Here is a 19977-nt window from a genome sequence, read left to right as displayed (position 1 = left end):
AACCCTCCCCATGGTATCTATTTTATTTTTATTTAATGTATTTCAATCCATAAAACCTTTGCTTTCTTTTTTCTACTTGCATTTTTTATGTAATGTTTTTTATCTGACTTAAAATAGAATGCATCTCCTGTTTTTGCTTTATATTTTGCATTATCCAACCATAATTCTATATTTCCTTCAAGAACATATCCAAATTCTGATCCTTCATGATAATCTTCTTCCTCTGTTTGAGACTGCGGTTCAAGCTCAACTATCATCGGCTCAATCTTCTTTACTTCAGTATCAGTCATTAATAATTCTTCTTTAACTCCATCTGGCGTATCATACAATGGGACTCTTTCGCTTTTTTTATATATAATCTTTTTTTCCTCAAAGTCAGAAAAAAATTCTTTTAAATTTGTTCCCAACGCTCTCAAAATCATTTCAAGACTTTCAAGTGTTGGAGACGTTAAATCACGCTCTAACTGAGAAATAAAACCTCTTGTTAAATCTGCTCTAACAGCAAGTTCTTCCTGAGTTAATCCCCGTGAAAGCCTTAATTTCTTCAGTTTCTCCCCTATTTTCATAATATCACCTGTATTTTTAAATGCGTTATTTATGTAACTTATATTAAACAATTCTATACCGCTATAATAAAGCTTTACAACATTTTTTCCAAAAAAAGTTCTTTTAAAAATCGTATTTTTAGATTTAAAAATGAACGGTATAATAAACAATACGTTTATTATTATAATCTTTTTTTCTTTATATGTCAACAAAAAAACATATCAAAATGTTAATATCAATATTAAATTTTTTTGACATACATACTTCGTATAAAATACAAATAGGAAATTCATCTATTTTTATAAAATCATAATTAATGATATAATAAAATTAGACGATAATACATATGGAATTTAGTAGGAGGTTATAATATGAACGATAAAATAAAAGTAAAGGTAATTTACGAATCTGACAATCAAAATTTTGACAGAGAATTTTCAAAAGAACAATTTTCAAATTTCAATGAATTAGTCAATTTCTTTCAAACAGAAAAATTGAATTCTGTTCTTGTTGGAATGAAAATAAACGGGAAAGATATACCTATGAAATTCTATGACGAATTAAAAGGTGCATATTTTGAAGGCGGAGAAGAGGTCGAACTTACATTTGATGATCTATATGGCCTTGTAAAAAAATTGCTCCTTGAAGGAAAAGAATATATAGATAAGATTGAAAAATCACTTGAAAATGTTTCCAAAGAGGTTATGTTAAACACAGAAGAAGGGCATAAAATGTTAAAAGCGTTAGCTGAAGGTTTGCAGGCAATGAATACAATAATAAATCAGGCTTCCAATGTATTAAACAAACAATTTATAAGTGATGAAGACATGGAAAAACAAAAAGAGATTTTGGAAAAAATAATAGAATCACAATCAAATGCAGATAATGTAGAAATTTCGGATATTTTAGATTATGATTTTCCTCAAATATTAGATATGTTTAAAGACGCTTTTGAAAGGGCTATAAATGAAATTGAGTGAGGTGATAAAATGTATCAACCAAACAGTTATTATCCAAATACTGCAAATGCAAACGATAGATACCTCGAAAGTATGGTTAAAACCGCAAGTCCTGCTAAATTAGTTGAGCTTTTGTATGTAAATGCCATTGAAAGGTTAAATAGAGCTATAAAATATATAAGGGATAAAAAACTACCGGAAGCACATAATCAAATTGTGCGCGTAGAGGATATTGTAATGGAATTAAATCTTTCTCTGGATATGGAAAAAGGTGGAGAAATCTCAAAAAATCTAAGAGCATTGTATAGCTATATGTACAGAAGATTATTAGAAGCAAATTTAAAAAAAGACACAGAAATTCTTGAAGAGGTTAAGGGACTTTTAAACACATTATTAGAAGCATGGAGAGAAGCCATGAAACAGGCTGGCGATGTTATAAAGCAACAGGTAAATCAGCAACCAAAAAAAGGACTTGATATTTCAACATAAAGAAAAATAATAAAACGCCTTCCAAATGGAAGGCGTTTTATTATTTTTAACAACAATTAAAATTGTAATTCTGCACCTAATAACAATGGCCATGGAAAGAACAATGGTTTTACATAAATACCATTTATTTCTATTGGTTCAATCTGGAATCCTATTCCATAATCAAAACTAAGAACCATATTATCAGTTAAAGCTATTCCACTCATGTTCTTTTTAGCTTCATCACTTAATGCTGAAAAGTAATAATCCATTGTAACTCCCAATTCAAGACCTGGAATCCATTGCAATCCAAAAATCTTAAATCCCAAAATAGGTGTTCCAAAAAATGCAGATGTTTTTCCGGTTAATAAGAAGGATCCATATGTTTCATCCTCTAATCCCAGAACACTTGCATCAAATTCTGCATAATTTAATCCGCCACCAACATATACACTTGCATCTAAGACTTCTGAATTTTCTTTTCCCAAAATAGGTTTTAAATCATAGATCTTTGAGGTATCAAAATCATATCTTACTCCACCATATACCCCATATCCACTAAAACCAATAAAAATATCCGTCCATCCATAAGCCCCTACAATTGTTGTAGGTGAAGAAAATACAACCATGCTTAAAACTAACACACTAATAAATAACAATGCTTTTTTCATACTCTCCCCCCTCTTCCGGAATAATTTATCTAATAGTAATTATAACATATTTTTATTCTAAATTCAAAATAATATTAAAAATATAAATATTATAATCATTAGATGATATAATTAAAATACCAAACAAATTTAAAGGCGAAAGGAGAATTTCATGCAAACAAAAATTTTAGAAATAGATCCTTTAAATTTCCAGCTTGAAAAAATAAAAGAAGCAGCTGAATATATAAAAGCTGGAAAATTAGTGGTTTTTCCTACAGAAACCGTTTATGGGTTAGGCGCAAATGCTCTTGACGAAACTGCAGTAAAAAATATCTTTATAGCTAAAGGAAGACCTTCAGATAATCCTTTAATTGCTCATTTTAGTGATATAAAAGATATATTGGATTTTGTGGAAATAGATAAAAATTTATTTGAAAAAATAAAAATACTCACTCCAGGTCCAATAACCTTTGTTTTGAAAAAAAAGAAAAATATACCGGATATTGTAACAGCTGGGCGAAATACAGTTGCTGTAAGAATCCCTGCACATCCAATAGCTCGCGCTTTAATTAAAGAATCAAACACACCAATAGCCGCTCCAAGCGCTAATCTTTCAGGAAAACCCAGCCCTACCGATCCACAACATGTTATCGAGGACTTAAATGGCAGAGTAGATATAATAATAAATGGAGGAAAGGTTGATTTTGGTCTTGAATCAACAGTTATAGATTTAACAGAGAAGATTCCAACATTATTAAGACCTGGACCAATTACTCCGGAAAAATTACGTGAAATATTTGGAAAAATAGAAATTCCTGAATTTATATATGGAAAAGCAAAAGTTGATGTTGCCAGAGCCCCTGGAATGAAATACCGACATTATGCTCCAGACAAAAAAACTATCCTCATAGAATATTCAGAGAATAGAATAGAAAAAATACATCAACTTGCTAAAAATTATAAAAATCCTTTAATTATTGCTTTTAAAGAAGATGAAAAATATTTTTCTGAGATAGATACATTAATTTCTGGAAGCATAGAAAATTACTTTGAAATAGCAACAAATCTATTTGCTTTTTTAAGAGAAGCTGATAAAACCAACAATGATGTTATAATTATAGAAGGAGTAGAAGATAAAGGATTGGGAATATCCATAATGAACAGATTGAGAAAAGCTGCAACAGAAATATGGAGGTAAAAAATGAGACTATTATTTGATGTAGGAAACACTCATATGGTAATAGGATTATTTGAAAATGACTTTTTAAAAACCTGGCGAATTGGAACAAAATCATTTGAAACAGAAGATGAATTATATTCGCATTTATACTCACTTTTATCAAGAGAAGGCATTTCTGAAAATGAAATAGACACAGTTATAATTTCTTCTGTTGTGCCTTCTGTAAATTATATACTTGAAAAGTATGCAAGCAAATATTTTAATGTAGAAGCAATATTTGTAAATGCTGCTCAATTAAAAGGAATGGAATTAAGGGTTGATTATCCTCGTGAAGTTGGTGCTGATAGAATAGTAAATGCATTGGCTCTAAAAAAATATTACGGAAATAACGCTATCTCCATAGACTTTGGAACTGCCATAACAATAGATGTAGTATATAATGGCGATTTTATAGGTGGCGCCATTATACCAGGAATAAACACCCAGATGATGGCATTATTCTCAAAAACTGCAAAATTACCACAGGTAGAATTTAAATTCCTTGACTATACTGTTGGAAAAAATACTATTGACAACATTCAAATAGGTATAATAAAAACGGTAGTATATGGTATACAAAAATTAATCTCAGAAATAAAAAAAGAATATAATACAGATTTTAAAGTTGTACTTACTGGTGGAATTGGTAGGAGTTTAAAAGGGGTAATAAAGGAATTTGAAATATATGATCAGTATTTAACCTTAAAAGGATTAAATGTATACTATGACCTATTAAAAGGTGATAATAAATGAAGCATTTTTTGCTAATAAACCCCTGGATATACGATACAGCAGCATATGATTTCTGGTTAAAACCATTAGGGTTGTTATATGTAGGTGGAATATTAAAAAAAGAAGGATTTCAGGTAAGTTTATTGGACTTAATGAACAGATATGATAATTACTTTGTAAAAAACGACAAAATAAAAGATAGATATTACGGCACAGGAAAATTTCATTATGAAAAGGTTGAAAACCCACCTGTATTAAAGGATATACCAAGAAGATTCAAGCGTTATGGTCTTCCAAAAGAAGAGTTAAAAAAAAGACTGGAAAATTATTCAGATATAGATGGAATAATAGTTACCTCTGTAATGACATATTGGTATTATGGAGTATACGAAACAATAAAAGAAATAAGAAAAATATTTCCGGAAAAACCTATATTTCTCGGAGGAATATACGTTAACATAATGCCAGCACATGCCAAAAAGATTTTTGAAGAATTAAATGTACATATAATAAATGGAACAGGAACATTTGCAATTAACAAAATGCTGAAATATTATAATCTTCAAATAGATAATTTCAATTGGTTTGAAGAGATTGATCCAGCTTATGAATTATATAATTCCCAATTGCCACACGTGGTTATAACTTCATCAATAGGCTGTCCATTTAGATGTACATATTGTGTAACGCCAAGAATGTGGAAATATCAAACACGTAGCGTAAAGAAAATAATTTCCGGTTTAGAAACAATCTTATCAGAAAAACCTGTTAAAGATGTAGTTTTCTTTGATGACGCATTCTTGTTACATCCACAAAAAGAAGAATTACTAAATGAATTATCCAGATTCAATGTTAGATATCATTTGCCAAATGGCATTCATGCTAAACTTGTAACCCCAAAAATAGCTCGATTATTTGCTAAAGCTAATTTTAAAATAATTAAACTCGGTTATGAAACTTCAGATGAAGAATTACAGAAAAAAACAGGTGGAAAGGTTTCCAATGAAGATTTAAAAAATGCAGCAAATTATCTATTAAATGAAGGGCTTACAGATGTTTCTGCCTATATAATGGCCAATTTACCAGAACAAAAGGTAGACGATGTAAAAAAAGCTATAGATTTTTGTCTGGAAAATAATATAATACCTTCTGTAAATGAATTTACACCTATACCCAACACACCACAATATATGGAACTTGTTGAAAAAGGCTGGATTGATATAAATACTGATCCATTACTGCTTAACAATTCCATATTGCCATATTGGTGGAAATATGGTATGAGCGTTGAAGAAATAGAAGGAATTAAAAAATATCTACAAAAAAAGAAAGAAGAATACAATCTCCTTGGGAGGCATTAATATGAAAAATAACGAAAACTTAGAAGAAATAAAACTGTTAATTGACGAACTGGAAAAGATAGAGTCGTTAATAGATAGAATGATTAAAAATGAAGATTATGAAACAATGCCTAAAATCTTAGAACAAAGAAAAAAAATACTTGAAAAGATGTTACCATTTGCAGATAATGAAAAAATAAAAGAAAAAGCTCTGTCTATTATTGAAAAAGATAAAGAAAGAATAAATCATATAAAGCCTGAAATGGAAAAAATTAAAAAACTTTTAAAAACAACAAATAAAGGTAAAATCGCCATTAAAAATGGATATATGAAGGTAAACGAAGAAATTTCACGAAGAAAATTCAATTCTAACGGATAAACGAGATGTAACAGAATTATGGTATAATATGTTGAAAAATCATTGAAAAATGGGAGGGAAAAGTATGCCTTACGTAGATACTAAAGTTATACTTGAAAATGCAGATAAAAACGGTTATGGTGTTCCAGCATTAAATATTAACAACCTTGAGTTCTTACACTATATAATTGAAGCTGGAGTAAAAATGAATTCACCTGTTATTATTGAAACAAGTCAGGGTGCTATGAAATATGCAGGAAATGGCGATTTCAGAAAAGGTGCCGAATTATTTGTTAAAATGGTTAAAACATTTGCAGATGAAGTTGATATTCCTGTAGCTTTACATCTTGATCATGGTAAAGATTTCGAATATATAGTAACAGCAATAAAAGCTGGATACTCATCAGTAATGATCGACGCTTCAGAACATCCATTTGAAGAAAACATGAAAAGAACAAAAGAAATTGTAAGAATTGCACATGCTGCAGGTGTTTCAGTTGAAGCTGAACTTGGTCAATTAGCCGGTGTTGAAGATGAAGCTGTAGCAGCTGAAAATGTTCTTGTAAATCCTGAAGAAGCAAAAATATTCGTTGAAGAAACAGGTGTTGATTTCTTAGCACCAGCAGTAGGTACTTCACACGGAGCATTTAAATTTAAAGGAGAAGCAAAAATCGATTATGACAGAATTAAAAAGGTAAAAGAATATACAAAAATACCTTTGGTACTTCATGGCGCTTCATCAGTAGTTCCAGAATTTGTTGAAATTGCCGAAAAGCACGGTGCAGACTTTGGTGGAGCCAAAGGAGTTCCAGCAGATATCTTAAGAGAAGCTGTAAAATGTGGAATTAATAAAGTAAATACAGATACAGATTTAAGAATTGCTTTTGTTGCTGGTTTAAGAGAATTCTTAAACAACAACCCAAAAGAATTTGATCCAAGAAAATACTTCAAACTTGCCAAAGAATATACAATTAAGGTTATTTCAGATAGAATGGAAGTTCTTGGTTCAGCAGGAAAAGCAGAATTATTTAAATAATACATATATCATAAAAAAGGCCTGGATTTAAAAATCCGGGCCTTTTTTATGATATAATAATAATGTATTAACAAATATGTAAACCACAGAAAAGAGGTGAAGATATGGCAAACTTAAAAATACTTGTAGCTGATGATGAAGACTCTGTGAGATATAGTCTTAAACGACTTTTAAAAAAATGGGGATATGAAATCTATGAAGCTCAGGATGGTCAGGAAGTAATAAATATGATCTTACCTTCTGAGCCTGTACAATTAATGGAAAAGAAAATACACGTGAATTTTATAATTTTAGATTTAAAAATGCCTGGAATTGATGGATTTGAAGTTTTAGAAAAAATATCAAATACCTTTATTGAACGAAAACCATACATAATAGTTCTAAGTGGTATTGAAGATAAAGATAGTATTGTTAAGGCTTTGGAATTAGGTGCTGATGACTATATGACAAAACCATTTGAAATTCATGAATTAAAGGCACGCCTTAAAGCAGCAGAAAGACATCATGCACTGGAAATAAAAGATTCATTTATTTTAATGCTATCTAAAATGACGGAATTTAAATCCTTTGAAACTGGAAAACATATAGAAAGAGTTCAAAAATTTGCGGTATTACTTGCAAAAGAATACTTTCATCTTATAGGCAAAGAACCTGATATCTCATTTCTCTATGAATTACATCATGCAGCACCTTTACACGATATTGGAAAACTACTTATTCCTGAACAGATCTTATCAAAACCCGGGCCTCTATCAGCAAATGAATTTGAAATAATGAAAATGCATACTGTCTATGGCGCACGAATGTTAAGCGAAATCTCTGAAGAAACAATGTCATTTGAATACTTTAAAACCATCCATGAAGTGGTTCTTCATCACCATGAGCGCTGGGATGGAAAAGGCTATCCTGAAGGATTAAAAGAAGAGCAAATACCGCTTTCCGCACGAATTGTATCGTTATGTGACACATATGATGCCATAACTTCAAAAAGAGTTTATAAAGATGCTCAAAGTCATGAATTTGCAGTTAATGAAATATTGGCTGGAAAAGGAACACAATTTGATCCAGAAATAGTTGAAGCTTTTGAAAATATCCAACATCTCTTTAAACAGTTACGAGAAAAATTCACCGACTAATTTATTAAATTTTAGGGGGGATTTTATGAAAAAAATATTTATCTTTATCTTTATTATTCTATTAATTTCTGTATTTTTAATAATTTCATGTTCAAAAAATCCTGTTAAGGTTGGTGTAATTACAGCCTTATCTGGCAGAGCAATGCCCTCAGGAAAATCCTTAATTGAAGCTATTAATCTTTATATCAGGGAAAACAACCTTGAAAGCAATATAACCGTTATTCCTGCTGATGATAGCTGGGATCAGGAAAAGATAGAAAAAGAGTATAATCGTTTAAAAAAAGAAGGTGTCAGATTTATAATTTTTGGCACCACTTCAAGCTCATTAAATAGAGTATATAAAAAACTAAAAACTGACAACATTTTAGGTCTTGTTATCTCTGCTACTTCTCCTAAATTTAAGGGAATAGACGACAGAATTATTAGAACAATTCCCGATACAGAAAAAGAACAAAAAGAAATAGCTAATTTTCTTAATAAGAAAAACATAAAAGATATCTTTGTCATAGTAGATTCCTCAAACCCTGTATACACTGAGGCAGCATATGAATATTTTAAAACTTATTTTAAGGGACATATTGAACATTTGAAGGTTAATTTTAAAACAGATGGATATATTGACCTTATTACAAATGCATATAAAAACCAGAATAATGTATATATTATTGCCGGTTTAATTGGAGAAGTTGGAATGGTTATTCAGGAATTAAAATTAACAAATTCAAATGTAAATATTATAACCACTCCATGGGTACGAAGCAAAGGGCTTGAAATAGCTGCTGGAGATTATCTGAAAAACGTTATTGTCCCTTCACATTATCCATATGAATACACAGGAAAATTAAAGGATTTCTATGATTATTTTATAAATGATTTAAAAGAAGAACCTTCTTTACATGCATTTTTAGGTTATGAAATTATGCAAATTTTCTGGGAATCTTACAAATCAGGAAATAATACACCAGAAAAAATGGAAAAATTTATTACAGAACATGAATTTAAAACTATTTTTGGTAATGTAAAATTCGACAAATATGGCGAAAGCTCTAAAAATATGTATTTTGGAATTTATGATGGAAATAAATGGGTAGAAATAATCAATTAAATTAAGCGGTGATAACTATGCTTAATAAAAAAAGAAATTTCATTGAATACTTTAATTATATTATCATCTTCACATTTATAATATTCGCAATTATCTCCATTATTATAATAAAAACAACCACGTCAGCATTAAAAGAAAATGAGCTTGAAAAACAGGAAAAATTAATGGATTTAACAGAGTACAACGTAAAAACCTTAATAGATCAATGGATGAATGTAATAAAAGTTGATCTATACACAACACCTGATTATATTAATATAAAATTATTTCACCTCGAATATATAAAAGGGGCTTATTCTTTTGATGAACATTATAAAATAAAAAATATTCTAAAACAAGGTTCAGAACATCTAAAAAAAGATTTTTCAGTAAAATATTATAAAAACACATGTCAAAATATGGTTGTTGGTGAATACAGGGTTTTGCCTTTTGTATTTTCACCTTTATCCTCTTCTCCGGAAATCTCAGCAATTGTAAAATACGATAATAATCTGTATTATATCTTTATCTTTGATAATGAATTTATAAAATCAGAAATATTAAAATTCGTTCCTGAAAAAACATACATTATATTCACAATGAATAAAAATGTTGTTTTCTTAAATAATTCTCCGTATGAAATTAGAATAATAAACAACAAAGAAGAGCTTAAACAATTTTTTGGTGCAAACGCCGTAATCTCTTCAAAAAAACTCGATTTTTTTAGCGGTAATATTTATTTTATAACTCCATTTGAAAAATTTTCAAATAGCCTTTTCTATTTAAAACTATCTTTTCTAATAATTTTATTAATGCTAATAATAATCTTTATAATAATCCATACACTTGAAAGAAGTTTTATTCATGAAATGAAGCAAATTACCCAATGGGGAAGAAATTGGAATCCAGGAGATATTATTCTGCAAAAAGAGACTCATTTTAATGAAAATCATCTTATAAATAATGCATTTATAGCTCTTATGAACAATGTAAATACAACACTTAAACAACTCAAAGAAACACAGTTTGAACTTATGCAAAGCCAGAAAATGGAAACAATGGGTTTAATGGCCGGTGGATTTGCTCATGATTTCAATAATATACTCACCGTTTTAAAAACAGAAGTAGAACTTATGAAATATACAGATGATCCCGAAGAAATAAATGAATCATTGGAAAATATTGAAGAATCAATAAAAAGGGCAAGTAATATAATAAAGCAAATGCTTGTTTTTTCAAAAAAAGGAGATGTTAACTTTGAAACATTTAATTTCAATGAATTTATAAATAATACATATAAGCTACTGAGAAAAGGAATTCCATTAAATATAAAATTATCCATAAACAATAACATAGATAATAATGTTAAAATATTCGGTGATCAAAATCAGCTAACTCAGGTATTACTAAATCTAATTACAAATGCTCGTGACGCTGTAAAAAATGTTGAAAAACCTGAAATTATAATAAATATATCAACAGAAATAATAGAAAATAATAATTTCATAAAGCTACAGATAATAGATAATGGCACAGGAATTCCAGAAGAAAATATTAAAAAAATATTTGATCCATTTTATACTACAAAAGGGAAAAAAGGCACCGGACTTGGTCTTGCAATAGTTAACAAAATAATATCAGATCATAATGGAAAAATAGAAGTTTCTTCTTCTCCAAATAAAGGAAGCATTTTTTCAATCTATCTACCAACAACCACCGATAAAATTATATTTAATGAAATGGATATAATATATGAAACCACAAATCTCAAAGGAAAAAATATATTAATTGTAGACGATGAAATTGGAATAAGAAAAAATTTAAAAAAACAATTTGAAAAAATGGGAGCAACAGTTTATACTGCCCATTGTGTAAAAAATGGAATTGAATTATATGAGAAATTTAAAGATATTATAGATATTGTTATTACAGATTATATGATGCCTGAAGAAACAGGGGATAAACTCGTAGAATATATTAGAAGATATAATCCAGATGTTAAAATTGTAGTAATCACAGGATATTTATCAGATGAAGTTAGAGAGAAGCTTGAAAAATTCAATGTTTTAATTCTAAATAAACCTTTTGAGTTTGCTGAATTAATAACTGCAATAACCAGATAAAAATAAAAAGCGAGCATAATGCTCGCTTTTTTATTTTATTTCAAATTTAAGAACTCCATCTTTGCTTTCTATTACAATAGTAACTTCTTTATCAATTTTTATTGTATCAGAATATGTTTTTTCATCTTTATCTAACTTGGCTTCGAATTTATAATCACCTTTATCTAGATCTTTTATTTCTACCTTTTTTCCGCTTTCTACATTTAATGATTTAACAGGTTTACTATCCTTATATAATTTTAAATTTATAGTTGTAGAGCTTCCATCTGTATAATATACACTATTAACAACTGCTATATTTACCTTACCTGAAAACATTGAAGTAACATCAAGATCCGTACATGATGAAACTGAAATTATTAATATACTTAGAAGTAAAAATATTCCTATTTTTTTCATTTCACACACCTCACTTTGCATTTTTAATTATTTCTTCATAGATCTGTGTAAACTTTTCAACGCTCATATTTAATGAAAGCTCTCCATCACCTGTATATAATTCATCTTTATATGTATCATATATAGCTACATTTTTATTTGATCCATATTTAATATATGCAAATCTTCCATATTGATCATAAAATTCTATATCCTGAATATTATTCAAACCTGCTAATCTTGTTGAATTTAAATCCAATACATTAAATTTGTATTTCTTTGCAAAATACTTAAACTTTGCATTATAGCTCAATTTTTCGTCTTCTGTTTGATAATTTACCACAAAATCAGATTCTATACTTGATCTTAAATCTATTTTATATAGATTATTACCTGTCTTTATTATTATATAATTCTCCGGTGAAATATAAATATCTGATTCATCGTTAATAATATCCTTATACTCTTCTGATAAATAATATATATTTACTTTTTTTGTTGCTGTTTGGGTTATATTACCTTCTTCTGGAAATTCCACTACAAACAATGGAATTGTGGTATTTGCTATTACTACATTCGTTGCCCCTCTTGTTAAGTCTTCAATAACCATTGTAGATTCAAGTGTGAAATTTTTAAATACTGCATATGCAGAATTATCTTTTGAATATACATCATAAATACCTTCAAATGTTGCTGTTGAAACAGGTGATTCTGATATATCTGCATTACTTGCTCCAACAAGTTCTATATCTGTATCTTTTACTATATCCTCAGGAAATAAATCTATGGCACTTGTAGCTGTTGAGGTTAAATTATTTATAGATACAAGTGTTGCTATCTTTGAATTTGATAATTCACCATATAATAACTTATCCGTGTTTAATAAAAATGGTCCTTTTTTATTTGATAAATCAGGTATTAATGTTTTCTCTGATACAGAAACATTTGTTGCACCTGTAGATGGATTATATCCAACAACTTTAAGAACTATTTTATCTCCACTTTTTTCTTTCCATAATAATTTATTTCCAGGTAATACTTTAAAATACAAATTACCCTTATCCAATGTAATCTGCATTGATGTTGGTTGTTTTGAAATCTTTACATTGTTATCAAACATCAATAATTCATATTTATCTGTAGTAAATCCAAAAAGTTTTCCATTTGAATCAAATTGCAAAGGAGACCATGTTTTTCCGTTAGCCTCAACTCTTTCAGTATATAATTCTTCTGTAGAAATTGAATTTGGTAAATCTTTTCCTGCAGGATAAAGCAAAACTGTTCTTTTTTCATTATCTCCAAATTCAAAAGTTCCATTTACATAAACATTTCCATTTTCTTCATCCATTAAAACTGTATTTATATTCTGGGTGCTGAATTTTGTTAAAACTTCGCTATACCATAAAACCTTATCCAGGCCTGTTAATCTTAAATAGGATAAATTATTATCCTTATCTATTGTGATTAATCCAGAAACAACCTGATTCCCATCTTTATCATAACTTACATATAATCTGTTTTCATCTAAATTTATTAAATTTACATCTGGGTTTTCAATAAACGTTGGTTCTATAAATTCAACCTTTTCTTTTGTAACACAGCCAACAAACATTAACATAATCACTAATATAAAAATATAGATTAATTTTTTCATTCTTCACACCTCACTTTGTAATCATATTTTTTACTGCTTCTCTCTTTAACGATTCAACATCAACATTATTTAAAACCCTTATTACTTCCATCTTTTCATTATTTATTTTTGTTAAATCCAATATCCCATAAATAGGTTTATTTTCAAGATCTGTACCTTCAAAATACATATATATTCCAAAGTCATCAGCAAATTTTGAATTTATTGTTTTAAATTTATATGGAATATTATTTCTTACAGCTAAATTCTTTAATTTTTCAAAATCAAGATTTACAGGTGTCATTAATCTAACTTGCATTTTATTACCTTTTATAATGAGATTAATATCTGCAGCATCTTTAACCTGTTCTTCCTGAACCTTTTTAAATTCTATTTTATATTCTGTTGAACTTGTTAAATCAAATCTTTTAATATATGATCCATCTTCAAGAGTTTTGTGTGGATCTGCTGGAACTATAGCAAAGAAATGTTTATTTAAAATCTTTTTTACTCCGTTATTTTCATTTTGTGGTTTTTCAAATAAATAAATTACCTTTTTGGTGAATAATGGATAATTATCCCTGTTATGAGGAACAACCAACACAGCATAATAACTTGCTTCGTTTTGATCATCCAGTGGAATTTGAACCTTATAATCTAAAATTATTTGAACCTTATACTTTATTGTTAAATCTGAAAATAAAATATATGTTTTCCCATCGCTATATATAGCACTTTCAATATTGTTTATTTTTATTGCCACATCTTTATTAGTTAACTTAACGCTTCCTCCAAGTTTTACATCAGAATTCTGTTCTATATCAGTAAAGAGCTTTAATTCTGTTGGTTTTGAACTACTTGCGTTTAAATTAAGATATTTTAGCTTGGATATATTTTCGGTATTATCAAGATAAACAATATATCCGGAATTTGACATAGCAATTGGATATGAAACCTTATTTGATAAATCATATAATTCTTTAACCCCTGTAACAGTTTTTATCTTCTGTCCTTCTTCAAGAGTTGCCGTAACCCCTAATTTACCAACATAAATTTTATTTCCTGATGAATATACAATAAAATTATTTATTATCTGATAATAATCATTTGCAGAAAATTTATCCAGTGTCTTATTTTCTTTATCAACCAATCTATAATAATCACCTGTTTCATAGTCAAATGCATATAATCCTGCATTAGCTGTATTTATGAAATACAACCATCCTGTATTATCCATTTGAATTGGTTGCCATGAACCAGGGAATTTTTCATTTCTTGAAGTTAAAACATTGATTTTTAAATTTATATTTTCTGCTTCTGCATCTGGAATTCTCAAAATAGGATTTGTATTGGCATTTTTTAATAATACTATTTTCCATATCTTTCCGCTGCTTTTACCAATAGATATGGAAAAATTACCTATTAAATAATAATTTCCTGCAGAGATTCTTAAAATATAATCAATGTTGAAATCTGTAAATACAGAAGGTATTTCTATCTCTACCCTTGGATTTTCTGAAATTGATTCATCATAAATTTCCAATATCTTCTTTCCTTCTGTACCCGGTATAACAGCTGCCTTTAAAAGGTAATTGGTGGAATTATCAACAAAAATCTTTTGCTGATCCCAGAAAGCTTCTGCTCTTGATAAATTCTTTGTTTGTGAAGTAGTGGACACATTATTTTTTTTACCTCCAAAAGGATTTAAAAACGCCAATGGACCACAACTGCTTAAAATCATCATCATTCCTACCAAAAGTATCAGTAATAACTTCTTCATTAATCCAGCCCCCTTCAAAGTTATTTATTATAATAATTTTTTATAATATAGTTTTCTGGAGTATTTTCACCTTCAATTTGAAGAGCATACATATATCCATCTTTACTTGAAATATACAATATACCATCCTTTACTATTGGACTTGAAGATATCCCATATCCGCTCTTAAATATCCAATCAATCTTATAATCTTTATTCAACGCATATACTTTAGAATCAAGGCTTGCAAAATATATATATCCTTTATCATCAAATGTCGGCGTTGAAATAATTGGTCCATCTGTTTTAAATCTGGTAATAAGCTTTCCTTCTTTGTTTATAATATATAGATAATGATCTAAACTTCCAAAATAAATATTTCCATTTGAATCAATACTTGCCTTTGTCTGAATAGAACTATTTGTTTTAAATTTAAATACCAGTATTCCATCCTTTGTCAGTTTATATAGATAATTATCATCGCTTCCAATATATATATTTCCTTCATTATCTATAGACGGCGACGATTTTACAGCACCACTTGTTCTAAACTTCCAGTTTAACTCTCCCTTTTCATTAATAGAATAAACATATGAATCGGAACTTCCAAAGATTATATTTCCATCATAATAAGAAGGCATAGACGCAATATAATCTCCTGTTTTAAATGTCCATAAAATTTCACCATTTTTATCTATTGCATATAATATTCCATTAGATGTTCCTATATATATTTTACCATTTTTTACAAGAGGTGTAGAGATAATATCACCATCTAATTTCAATGTCCAGATTAACGTTCCATCTCTGGTAATTGAATATAATCTTCCAGAAACATCTCCAAAATATATTATGTTATTATCCTCTGTATTCGGAGAAGCAATAATTTCTGAATTTGCAAGGAATTTCCATTTTAAATTACCATTTGTAGTTAATGCATAGAAATATTTATCATAACTACCAAAATATATGCTATTTCCCACTATCAAAGGTGTATTTTCAACCCAGCCCAATGTTTTAAAATTCCATTTTATCTTTCCATATGGATTTATTGTTTTAAATGACCACACTGGCCCTTCCTTTACTCCATTTCTAACATCTTTTACAACAACCTTCCAGTAATATACCGTTTTTGGAGATAATATATGTTCAGGCGTATATTCAGATACCGGTGAATTTTCCACAATCTTTTTCAATTTATCCTTTTCTGTACCAAAATATAAATCATATACTATTTTATCTCCATCCATATCATAAGCCTGCCATTTTAACTTTGTATACAGCGAAACATCCTTTTGATTATCCTCTGGATAAGGATTATCAGGTCCCAACGGCAAAGAATTTCTTACAGTTACCAGCTTACCCATATTAAAGTTATCCCTTTTAAATGCAGGCCAATGTGCAAGAGAATCCAGATTTTTATCCTGAACATTTAAAACATAAAGAAATCCTTTTACATCTGCAAAAATAAGCTTATTATTAGAAAGTATGAGATTAGTTCCTATCATATCATTCATTTCACGTTTCCACTTCAAAGATCCTTCCTCATCAAAACAGTAAATAAAATGATCGTAACCTGCCATATATATATTTCCCAAATTACCTATTACCGGCGAAGACAACAATACATACTCTGTCTTATATTTCCATTTTAAAGAACCGTCAGGATTTATTGCATAAAAATAGTTATCCCAACCTCCAATATATACCACACCATTCCTATCAATAACAGGTGAAGATTTTATATAACTTTCTGTCTTAAACTTCCATTTTAATTCCCCTTCAAAGTTTAAAACATAAAGATTTCCATCTTCACTGCCAATATAGATATTTTCTTCCCTATCAAGTGCTGCTGTCTGGGATATTCTATTTTCTGTTTTAAATTTCCATTTTAAAGTACCATCTGGATTTATCGCATACAAAAATCCATCCCAGCTACCTATATATATTGTTCCATCTCTTCCCATTACAGGACTTCCGCTAATAGAATTATTAGTCTTAAACTTCCATTTTAAAGTTCCATCCGGGTTTATCGCATACAAAAATCCATCCCAGCTTCCCACATATATTGTCCCATCTATATCTATTAAAGGAGAAGAGGTTATTATATCTTGCGTTTTAAATTTCCAGATTAATTCACCTTTGCTATTTAATACATATAAATAACCATCATTGCTTCCAAAATAAACCAGGCCATTATAATAAGTTGGGCTGGACCAGATTTTATCCTCTGTTTTAAATCTCCATAATAAAATGCCTTTAGAATTTATTTTATAGAAATAACCGCTATTATCTCCAACATAAATATTCCCTTCATTATCCAATGCAGGATTACCTTCAACTTTGTCATCCATAATAAATTTCCATTGTAAAATAGGAGAAAACTTTACCTTTATAATATATACCTTACTTTCCACATAATTTCCCTTACCATCTCTAACCCCTATTTTAAACCTATAACTCTTACCAGGAGATAAATATGAAATAACTATTTCATTCTTTTTATAATCTTCAATAATCTTTTTCATTTCACCATCATCATATCCCAAATATAAATCATAGGATAAATTATCGTTATCCTCATCTTTTGACTCCCATACAAATGTTGCATCATAGGAAATTTCCTGAGAAAGGTCAGGTTCCAATATAACAGGTGTAGATGGCGGATTTGAAGTAACAAATTCAAAAACATTACTAATATTCTTATTATTATTATCATCAATAACCTCTACCTTCCAATAATACTTAAAAGAAGGCTTTAATTTCTGTTTTAAATCAAATGTATTTAATGTGAGATTAGTTGCAACAGGAGAAAGATTATCTTTATCTTCGCCAAAATACAGATTATATTTTAATCTTGTACTATCTTTATCTCTGGCTTCCCATTTTAAAACAGGATTTAAAGATATATTTTTCTCTTCATTTAAAGGTTGAACAGCTACAGGTCTTTCAGGTTTATACAAAATTCTAAAGGCATAAACATCACTATCCACAGCATTAACACTATCAAATGCTGTAATTTTAACATAATATGTTCTTTTCCCTCTTAAATTTTTTAATTCGAAAGTAGGCTTAACAAGATTTTTTGCCGCTAAACTTAAAGAATTTTTATTTGTCCCATAATATACATTATAGGTTAAACCCTCATTATTTAAATCATATGATTTCCATATTAATTTAAGGGCTTTTTCAACAACAACAGAAGTATTGTTTTTAGGATAAACCAGCATAGGCTTCTGAGGAGGTAAATTCATATATCCTCTGTTTAAATATCCATAAGATTGTGTCCAGAATAAAGCATTATAATCAACATCTAATTTTGTATAAACTACTTTATCTTTTAAAGGAATAAAGATATTCTTTCCATCAAAGTAGATATAATCCAATAAAATATTCTCGGAAAGCTTATATCTATATACCTTTTTCTCCTTTAAATCCAACACATTTAACAATTTATCCTTTGTGCCAAACAATATTTTATCCTTAGCATATATTATCTGCGTAAAGATTTTTCCAATTTCATATTTTCCTATTTCTTCAAAATCCTTATTATATACATATATATTCTCATCTGTTGCAAGATAATAATTCAAATTATCATCAACCAATACGTTTAAAAGCACTTCATCATATTCGTTAGTCCATAAAATTTCACCATTATTATCAATAACATATAAATACTTATTACTGCTTAAAACATAAATCTTTCCTGTATTATCAGTGGCAAAATTTCCAACGGCACTACCACTTATCTTTGAAACCCCTAAACGGTTACCGTTGGAATCATATATATATATATTACCATTAGCATCGCCAAAAAATATTCTATTATTATAACTAATAATCAAATTAGATGTAATAGTTGCATTTAACCTCTTACTCCATTGAACTTCTTTATCCTTTAATTTAAATAATGTGCCAACATCTGACAAAACATATATTTCATTAAATGGGGTAATGGCTATAGATTTAATGCTCTCATTAAAATCATATTCAAAAAGTTTTTTCCCTTTAAAAGAATATTTATATAAAACAGAGCCATTGGAAAAAATTAAATTATTATCATGAGAAATAATAAAATTACTAAATAATGTAGAATTAAATCTTTCACTGTATATAATTTTTTTATCCTTTAAAGAGTAAATATATAACGTATCAATATCGTGATAATAAAAAAGATTATCATAAGATAAAAAAGATCCAAACAATTTATTATCAACGTCAATTGATAATAAATCTATAATCTGAGGAGCTAAAAATTCAACTTTATTCTTTTCATCTTCAGCAACCATAGCAGAATTATCAATATTATTATTAACAACAGGTCCATTATCAGGTTTTGTAAAAAAAGGCAAGGATAGATTACAACTAGAAAATAAAAACAAAGAAAAAATTAAAATTAAAAAAAAGAAATACCTCCTCATACACATCCCTCCGATTTTATCATTTTATCTTCATAATACTATTATAACAAATTTTTAGTTAAAAATACATATTCGAATAATAAATCGTCTAAAAAAATATATAATTTAACATAAACAAAAACCCCCAGTCTT

At 28.5% G+C, this 19977-nt stretch carries 16 protein-coding genes; 10 read left to right on the top strand and 6 right to left on the bottom strand.

The window, feature by feature from the left end; genetic code table 11:
* Window positions 1–32: 32 nt before the first annotated feature.
* Window positions 33–566 carry a cupin domain-containing protein gene (locus MARPI_RS07070; RefSeq protein WP_041638989.1) on the bottom strand — a complete coding sequence of 178 codons (534 nt, stop codon included), beginning with the start codon at window positions 564–566 and terminating at the stop codon, window positions 33–35.
* Between the two features lie 351 nt (window positions 567–917).
* Between MARPI_RS07070 and MARPI_RS07065 the strand changes: the two genes are divergently transcribed.
* Together MARPI_RS07065 and fliS are read left to right on the top strand one after the other, a co-directional pair.
* Window positions 918–1526, top strand: a complete 609-nt coding sequence (locus MARPI_RS07065) for a hypothetical protein (RefSeq protein WP_014296902.1) — start codon at window positions 918–920, stop codon at window positions 1524–1526.
* 9 nt (window positions 1527–1535) lie between these two features.
* Window positions 1536–1994 carry a flagellar export chaperone FliS gene (gene fliS, locus MARPI_RS07060; protein ID WP_014296901.1) on the top strand — a complete coding sequence of 153 codons (459 nt, stop codon included), beginning with the start codon at window positions 1536–1538 and terminating at the stop codon, window positions 1992–1994.
* 56 nt (window positions 1995–2050) lie between these two features.
* Here the strand turns inward: fliS and MARPI_RS07055 are convergent, their stop codons facing one another.
* On the bottom strand, window positions 2051–2644 hold the full coding sequence (locus MARPI_RS07055) for a hypothetical protein (RefSeq protein ID WP_014296900.1): 594 nt from the start codon (window positions 2642–2644) through the stop codon (window positions 2051–2053).
* A 151-nt stretch (window positions 2645–2795) separates the two neighbouring features.
* Here MARPI_RS07055 and MARPI_RS07050 point away from each other — a divergent pair, with 151 nt between their 5' ends.
* From MARPI_RS07050 to MARPI_RS07015, 8 genes are all read left to right on the top strand, one after another.
* A complete protein-coding gene (locus tag MARPI_RS07050) occupies window positions 2796–3821 on the top strand; it encodes an L-threonylcarbamoyladenylate synthase (protein WP_014296899.1) in 1026 nt (341 codons plus the stop codon).
* Window positions 3822–3824: 3 nt separating this feature from the next.
* A complete protein-coding gene (locus tag MARPI_RS07045) occupies window positions 3825–4595 on the top strand; it encodes a type III pantothenate kinase (RefSeq protein ID WP_014296898.1) in 771 nt (256 codons plus the stop codon).
* Window positions 4592–5935, top strand: coding sequence for a B12-binding domain-containing radical SAM protein (locus MARPI_RS07040; RefSeq protein ID WP_014296897.1), 1344 nt, complete (start codon window positions 4592–4594; stop codon window positions 5933–5935). Before MARPI_RS07045 ends, MARPI_RS07040 begins: the two co-directional genes overlap by 4 nt.
* A 1-nt stretch (window position 5936) precedes the next feature.
* Window positions 5937–6293, top strand: coding sequence for a signal transduction histidine kinase (locus MARPI_RS07035; protein WP_014296896.1), 357 nt, complete (start codon window positions 5937–5939; stop codon window positions 6291–6293).
* A gap of 64 nt (window positions 6294–6357) precedes the next feature.
* Window positions 6358–7308: a class II fructose-1,6-bisphosphate aldolase gene (gene fba, locus MARPI_RS07030; RefSeq protein ID WP_014296895.1), complete on the top strand. Its 951-nt coding sequence runs from the start codon at window positions 6358–6360 to the stop codon at window positions 7306–7308.
* Between the two features lie 104 nt (window positions 7309–7412).
* Entirely contained in the window at window positions 7413–8444 is a 1032-nt protein-coding gene (locus MARPI_RS07025) for an HD domain-containing phosphohydrolase (RefSeq protein ID WP_014296894.1), read from the top strand.
* A gap of 25 nt (window positions 8445–8469) precedes the next feature.
* Window positions 8470–9549: an ABC transporter substrate-binding protein gene (locus MARPI_RS07020; protein ID WP_014296893.1), complete on the top strand. Its 1080-nt coding sequence runs from the start codon at window positions 8470–8472 to the stop codon at window positions 9547–9549.
* A 17-nt stretch (window positions 9550–9566) separates the two neighbouring features.
* Window positions 9567–11651, top strand: coding sequence for a hybrid sensor histidine kinase/response regulator (locus tag MARPI_RS07015; protein ID WP_014296892.1), 2085 nt, complete (start codon window positions 9567–9569; stop codon window positions 11649–11651).
* A gap of 30 nt (window positions 11652–11681) precedes the next feature.
* Here MARPI_RS07015 and MARPI_RS07010 read toward each other — a convergent pair whose 3' ends face one another.
* From MARPI_RS07010 to MARPI_RS10955, 4 genes are read right to left on the bottom strand one after another with little or no spacing between them, the layout of a single operon-like run.
* On the bottom strand, window positions 11682–12050 hold the full coding sequence (locus tag MARPI_RS07010; RefSeq protein ID WP_014296891.1) for a hypothetical protein: 369 nt from the start codon (window positions 12048–12050) through the stop codon (window positions 11682–11684).
* Window positions 12051–12060: 10 nt separating this feature from the next.
* A complete protein-coding gene (locus tag MARPI_RS07005) occupies window positions 12061–13683 on the bottom strand; it encodes a hypothetical protein (RefSeq protein WP_014296890.1) in 1623 nt (540 codons plus the stop codon).
* A gap of 10 nt (window positions 13684–13693) precedes the next feature.
* The gene (locus MARPI_RS07000) at window positions 13694–15442 is read right to left on the bottom strand and encodes a hypothetical protein (protein WP_014296889.1); all 1749 of its coding nucleotides are present in this window, start codon (window positions 15440–15442) and stop codon (window positions 13694–13696) included.
* 20 nt (window positions 15443–15462) lie between these two features.
* Window positions 15463–19845: a beta-alanine-activating enzyme beta-propeller domain-containing protein gene (locus MARPI_RS10955; protein ID WP_014296888.1), complete on the bottom strand. Its 4383-nt coding sequence runs from the start codon at window positions 19843–19845 to the stop codon at window positions 15463–15465.
* Between the last annotated feature and the right edge of the window lie 132 nt (window positions 19846–19977).

Origin of the sequence: Marinitoga piezophila KA3 (assembly GCF_000255135.1) — a bacterium.
Taxonomy (GTDB): Bacteria; Thermotogota; Thermotogae; order Petrotogales; family Petrotogaceae; genus Marinitoga; species Marinitoga piezophila.
The sequence above is the reverse complement of the archived record's forward strand: the minus strand, read 5'-3'. Positions and strand labels throughout refer to the sequence as shown.